Annotated in this window: 5 protein-coding genes and 3 pseudogenes; 3 read left to right on the top strand and 5 right to left on the bottom strand. The window is 45.7% G+C overall.

All coding sequences use genetic code 11. From position 1 onward, the window contains the following. A pseudogene (locus BTJ39_RS23900) lies at nt 1-188 on the bottom strand (IS6 family transposase); the annotation flags it as partial. 767 nt (nt 189-955) lie between these two features. Here BTJ39_RS23900 and BTJ39_RS23895 point away from each other — a divergent pair. From BTJ39_RS23895 to BTJ39_RS23880, 3 genes and pseudogenes are all read left to right on the top strand, one after another. Beyond that, nucleotides 956-1,684, top strand: a complete 729-nt coding sequence (locus BTJ39_RS23895; RefSeq protein ID WP_078005158.1) for a class I SAM-dependent methyltransferase — start codon at nt 956-958, stop codon at nt 1,682-1,684. A 31-nt stretch (nt 1,685-1,715) separates the two neighbouring features. Then, nucleotides 1,716-2,135, top strand: coding sequence for an MFS transporter (locus BTJ39_RS23890; protein WP_078005157.1), 420 nt, complete (start codon nt 1,716-1,718; stop codon nt 2,133-2,135). A gap of 331 nt (nt 2,136-2,466) precedes the next feature. Next, a pseudogene (locus BTJ39_RS23880) lies at nt 2,467-2,670 on the top strand (DDE-type integrase/transposase/recombinase); the annotation flags it as partial. Between the two features lie 137 nt (nt 2,671-2,807). On the opposite strand, the gene BTJ39_RS23875 reads toward BTJ39_RS23880, so the two are convergent. From BTJ39_RS23875 to BTJ39_RS23860, 4 genes and pseudogenes are all read right to left on the bottom strand, one after another. Then, complete coding sequence (locus BTJ39_RS23875; protein WP_078005155.1) at nt 2,808-3,500, bottom strand: hypothetical protein; 693 nt, start codon at nt 3,498-3,500, stop codon at nt 2,808-2,810. Between the two features lie 293 nt (nt 3,501-3,793). Further along, a complete protein-coding gene (locus tag BTJ39_RS23870; RefSeq protein WP_139356412.1) occupies nt 3,794-5,659 on the bottom strand; it encodes a hypothetical protein in 1,866 nt (621 codons plus the stop codon). Between the two features lie 174 nt (nt 5,660-5,833). Beyond that, a pseudogene (locus BTJ39_RS25240) lies at nt 5,834-6,066 on the bottom strand (IS256 family transposase); the annotation flags it as partial. Nucleotides 6,067-6,282: 216 nt separating this feature from the next. After that, the coding region (locus BTJ39_RS23860; RefSeq protein ID WP_139356381.1) for a DDE-type integrase/transposase/recombinase at nt 6,283-6,506 on the bottom strand (224 nt) is incomplete at its 5' end.

The raw sequence follows: 6,506 nt of genomic DNA, 5'->3' as shown, positions 1-6,506 counted from the left end.
TCCAGCAGCGGGACAAGACGAATAACCCACCGGTGAAGCGTGGAATGGTCGACGGTGATACCGCGCTCAGCCATCATCTCCTCCAGGTTGCGCAGGCTCAGGGAATAAGTCAGATACCAGCGGACACACTGAGCAATAACGTCAACGGGATAATGCAGGCGTTTAAAGGATTTTTGGATCAGAGACATGGCCGGACAACATTGCAAAAAAAACAGTATGTTACCCGACCATTTCTTAATGCGACAGAACCCCCGGGAGTGACCGGTTTACCGTTGTCACCACCTATCATTCAGCTCCCGCCCTGCTGGACCAGCTGGAAAGTCTGAGACTCAGTGTGGATCTACTGACCTATGATGAAGTCCACCGTACCGCCGGAAAATTCAGCGCGCTCTTTAATACAACGCTGAAAGGCTATCCTTCCGTCAGAAAAGGGGTCTGAAGCCCAACCGTACGGAAACGTACGCTAAGCTTGTGCTTCTTAGCGCCTATCGGGCTAGTCCATAACGATAAACGGAGAGTGAGCTGGTCAGCATCGGCGCAGCCACAGAATCTCGCACGACATAACAGAAAACGCCAATTGACTTTTTTCGCTAAAAGCGTTAAAGATCGCGCATACTCACCTATCTGATTGGCTTGGTATGCAAAATACGTACGATTCAGATCAGCTCGTTACCCGAGTTAGCTCTGACAATTGCTTGCGATGAAGCGTTGTTCAGAGCCTGATCAGGAGCTTTAGCCTCCTTACATTCATCGCCACGATGCTCGTATGCCTCGTCTGTAAAGATAGAGGTGTCTATGTGTGTGGCGATTAATCAGGGCCTTGGATGATAACTCATCCAAGGCCCTTTTCGTTGAAGCTGCCTGAAGGCAGCTTCATAGAGCGAGCAGGGATTTCCCTTGCTCGCTTTTTTTTGTCTCATTTTTGAGGCGATCTAAATTACTTTCGGAGTTCAATATGTCTCAAAACATTTACGACAATCAGGCCTTTTTCGACGGTTATGCCCAACTGCCACGCTCTCAGTTCGGTTTGGAGGCCGCCCCGGAGTGGGCGTCTATTCAGGCCATGCTCCCGGCTCTGTCCGGAAAACGGGTCATCGATCTCGGCTGTGGGTACGGTTGGTTTTGCCGCAGTGCGCGAGAGGCAGGAGCCGCCGAGGTACTCGGTGTCGACTTGTCTGAAAAAATGCTAGCACGGGCACGGGAGCTCACCGATGACAACGGCATCAGCTATCAACGCGGTGATCTTGAACAGCTCGCACTGCCGAGCCAGGCAACCGATTTGGTATACAGCCAGTTGGCTCTGCATTACCTGCCCGACCTCGCTCCGGTATTTGCCACCATCTATCAGGCGCTGCAACCCGGCGGCTGGTTTGTCTTCACGACCGAGCACCCAATCTACACCTGCCCGGTACGTCAGGGCTGGCTTACCGACGATGAAGGTCAGCGGTCGTGGGCGGTCAACAACTATCAAAATGAAGGTAAACGCGTCAGCAACTGGCTGGCTGACGGGGTGGTAAAATACCATCGGACCTTGGGCACCACATTGAACGCGCTGATGGCTGCTGGTTTTGCTATTCGCCATATCAATGAATGGGGACCAACTGCGGAACAAATCAAAGCAAACCCGGCGCTGGCCGAAGAGGTGGAGCGTCCCATGATGGTATTGGTTTCTGCGCAACGATAAGACCATCACCACGACTTATTGAGGAGCTACAGTGATTTGGACCCAAAATGTCACGCTGTTCTTCATCGCGTTCCTCGTCGGTGCCGATGAACTACTGCTCGGGCCCATCCTCACACCAGTCGGCAACGACTTATCCGTGAGGCCGGAAAGCGTGACGTTCTTTGTCACGGCCTACAGCTTGGCCAATACGGCTTATGCATTCTTTTTCGGCGTGTTGTCGGATCGGTATGGAAGAATGAGGATTCTCATCCCGGCGTCAATTCTCTTCGCCGCAGCCTCTATGGGGACTGGCCTCGCTGCGACGTTTGAGATGGTGCTGCTCTTTCGCGTGCTGACCGGCGCGGCGAGTGCCGGGATGCTGCCGGTTGCTTTTGCGATCGCCAGCGATGCAGGGGGCACCAACGCGGTGCGTATCATAGCCTTCGTTTACCGGGGGCCTTGGGTGCTCTGATCGCAATGGGTTTTGGGCTTGGCGGTGGCATCGGCATTTTTACGCTAATCGGTGAGCGCTTGCGCGATGTTGCCGGGTACGGAACAGGCATCATCGGATTGACGTACGTCTTGCTCGGGGTCCTCAGTATGGCGGGCAATTTCATGATGCCCGTGATGATTTCATGCCTCTGCGATGGGCGGCGCGTCATTCGCATCGCCCTAGTTATATGCTTGGTCATGAATGTAATGGTATTTTCAGTAGCAAGCGCACTGCCATGGTCTGATCCCTTCCTGATCCCTTCCCAATATCAGTGCAGGGGTACTGTTTAAAGGGAAGAGATCAGGCAGAGAAGTACCTGAACAACCGGGTGGAGCAGGACCACCGGAATATCAAACGCAGGATAAAGCTGATGACGGGATTCAAATCCTTCCGGCGGGCGCAGGCTGTCCTGGCGGGTATCGAAATGATTCACATGCTACGCAAGGGACAGCTTCAGCATCCGCACGGGGACGGATTGTTCCCGGCAGAGCAGTTTTATCTTCTGATTGATTAAAAAACAAACAGACCCGCTTCCCGGCAACCTGACGCCGTTAATGTGTATTAGCTCAGACCTGATCTAATACAGATAGTTGCCTAAGAAATAGGCAGAGCATCTTCTCCTGACTCGCGGTCGTTAATGCGACACAACCCTTAAGGGCAATTCTGGATAGCGAGCCTTCCTTCATCATAAAGTTCATCCAGCTCATCACCATGTGTCATTAAATAGACCATAAAATAATCTGAAATTTGTGTTCTGACCGCTTCATTGCTCGGCGGCTGGTCAAATATCACTTTTTCAAATTTTCTGTAACGTTCGTCTTTTTGACTTCCTTCTAGAATCCCTTTTACCCCCTCTGATATTATTTTTCTTCCCAAGTAACCATAACTTTGTGATGCAAATCCGACCGTAGGTAACATACGGTTAAAATTGACAGACTCTCTGTCGCTGCTCTCATCACTAATTATGAAGTCACTATCAGAAAATGATAGTAAATTGTTACTGATTGCATTAACCGACTGTTCTCTAATGATTTCTTTTAATGGGCATCTGTAATCACAGATGCTGTCTATTAGTTTATTTAACATATTGATATCATTTTTATGATATTCCTGGTCCGGAGAAAATACGCCTGATAGTCTATCCTTTATTCCCTTTGCATATTTCACTTTAATATATGTACCGAACTCAGACAATTGCTTTAAGGGACCTGTAATGTCAGCATCCTGTTTTAGAACAACAGGATTGAGTTGATTGAACATGGTATCAATACTTTCTTGCAAAAATTTACCATTTTGGTTTAAAGCTAACAGTGTGCTATTAGCTGAATTTATTCTGTTAAACATTTTAATTCCTCAGTTTGTCTGTTCCGGGTTGTGAAAAAACTGGATCCTGTATCCATCACTGACAAAACAGGATGCTTTCGAACACCGGGTTTGCCATCTGATGCAAAGCTGTATTCTGTGACCAAGCCAAAATTTCTTTAATCATCTCATTTTTCAATCTATACAAAAAATGCTACTGATGAACACCCCCCAGTTTTCGGCGAGGTCTATCCGTGAGCGTAGTGTGGGCTGAGAAAAATGTATGTCTGGTATAGACAGACAAACTAATATTCTCAGTAAACTATCAAACCATGCTAGTATGTTCTTTTTTTCTCTCTGAATGCAGCATTAGACTGAAGAGGAAGCGTTTCCATACCTTTAAAATGCTGGTTTGCAAGAAAGAATACTAAGCTGCTTACACTATCTGTATTTCTTGCGTTAACCTGCCGACGGAAATCAAGGTCGTCTTTGTAGCGAGCAATAAAATGATCTCTGTGTTTTGATAACTCCTCATTGACCAGGGTCGGCGATATTTTATTTAATAAGTCAGTAACTGCAAAGCTGGTTTCCGGAGTCCATTTATCATACAAAACTTCGCCAATAGTATTTTTAGTATTATTGAGCGCATTTTCTATTTTCTCAAGCGCTCTGGGAATAGGCATTTCTACGTATGTAGAGGTGGGGAGGCGTTCATAATCACTATTTCTTTTTATTTCAAATAAGTCAGCCGTAGCGGTAACACCATGAAGTAATTCATGAAAAAGTATCCTTGCTGAATCCACTGTATTTGTTGAAAAAAAATTACTTGTAACACCAACATGCATTTTATTCTCACCATATCTTTTAGTTATACCATTACCAGCAAGTGCATAAAGTTGAGTGAGATTGTTTTGTTTCTCATATGATTTTGATTGGTGTGTATATCTCCCGGTCATGAAATTCACGCAGTTGTTGTTGTCACCATCACAAACTTTTTCTATATAGATCATTATTTTCGACAGAGCGATAAATAAATCCTGATAGAATCCCTCATCATCAGGAAATTCTTGATGCGGCAGGGCAGATTTTTTTTCTTTCAAAAAATCGATTGCAGAAGAAGAGTTTGGATAATGATTATGTGCATTCGGTCCAATCGCATTGATCGCTGCATCATAATAATATTGCATAAACTCTTCATCAGTGAAACTTGTTTTCACTACAGGATTAATACGATTAATTATCGGCAGTAGTTGCTGCAAAGCAGCAGCAACAATAGTTTTTGTATTTTCTACCGCCGTCATAATAAAACTATACTGAGCGGGCGATACTGTTTTTAAAGCTTCCATATCAAAGGTCGTTACATTAACTTTACTTTCCTCAAAGCAAGATTCCATAAATTTTTTTGATATTTTATCAGTAATATCATTTAAAGGATTTTCTTGCCGATAAGATAAAGCCCTGGGTTTCATCTCTTCGTGTTTAACTAAAACTGCTGAAAGCGCTTCATGCTGGCCAGATTGCATACACGCTTCATTGCGGCTATTGCTATAGATCTTTATACCCAAACCGCCAAAAAGTGCGCCGACTACAAAACCTACCGTCCCGGATAAAAATGGATTCATTCCCGCCTCGGCGGCGGCTGTTGCCGTTGCGGCTCCCATAATTAGAGGCGTCACAACCGCATTGTTAGATGTCTGACTATTTGCCAGCGTCATATCCGGAAAAATAAGTTCAGGGGCCTCTCTCGCTGCATCAGGGTTATTTTCTTTTTGAAGGAAATTATCCACAACCGGAAATTGCAAGGGCTTAGCTTTAGTAACTGAATCAACAGGATTATATCTTCCAGTAAGAGCGTTTCCTGCGGAAGCCTGAGTAGGATTGGCAAGCATTGACGTCTTTACTGGAATAGCTGATGGTGCTGAAATCTGATGGCAGACAGGCTGAAGCTGACTGAGCAATAACATTGACTGGAGAGCTGTTGTCAATTTACAAGGTCGCCAGTTAATATTTTTGTCATATGAGTTTATCATTAATTCTTGGGAGTTTTTCACCGCAGTGATATACCTTCCAAAATCATTTACTCCATCAGAGATTTGCGGTCCATTCGAAGTAATGCGATGAGAGTGTACTACAGGCCCTGTTGATTTTTTTTCATAGCTTTGTAGTATTGCAATTCTGTGCTGAGAGGCTGATACAGGCATGGTTTAACTCCTCATAAAAGTAAATTAAACTAAGCTACATATTTTCATGTCTATCAACTATCAAAAATTGATTTTGCAAAAAAAAATCAATAATCATTTTACCCTTACTCAATAAAAAACGAGGTAATGCATCCAATTAGGAGTTATTGTCAAATCTGGTGTACGGAGCAAGCAGGCAACGCTTCGATTTGATGTTTCGTGGACCTGTACTCCGTCCTTAAACGGGACGTTATTTACTACCAGCGTCAGCAGATTAAATCCCGGAAGCCGGGTCCAGTTTTCGGTGCTGACTGAAGCAGTTTGAATACCATCGTAAGTGTGGTTTCTCTCGAACCTCAATTTTTTGCTCGCTTACTGCGTAACCGCACTGTTGCAAACGCCGATTCTATGGGGTTAGTCGTCCTGATTGCCCCCCGGTGTGTGTCCAAGTAGTTGTCGCCTTAGTTTGATTATGCGGCCAGCGTCTCCCGCTCAGGATTCAGCCAGACTTCGTCCTGCCAGCTCCAGTTTCTTATCGCTCCTGAGCAGCGAGATGGATTCAGCTCTTTCGCGGCCTCATACACTAATTTAGGTTCTGTCGCATTAACGCCAGCAGGTTGCCAGAAAGCCTGGATGGTGATTGTTTACGCAACAAGAAGATAAAACTGCTCTGCCGGGGACAAACCGTCTCTGTGCGGATTCTGAAGCTGCCCTTTGCGTAGCATGTGGATGATTTCGATACCTGCCAGTATCGCCTGCGCCCTCCGGAATGATTTGAACCCCAGCATCTGGCGTATCCGACGTTTGATATTCCGGTGCTCCTGCTCCACCAGGTTGTTCAGATACTTACTCTGCCTGACCTTAATGC

Source organism: Izhakiella australiensis (assembly GCF_002006995.1).
GTDB classification, from domain to species: domain Bacteria; phylum Pseudomonadota; class Gammaproteobacteria; order Enterobacterales; family Enterobacteriaceae; genus Izhakiella; species Izhakiella australiensis.
This window is presented reverse-complemented; position numbering and strand designations above follow the sequence as displayed.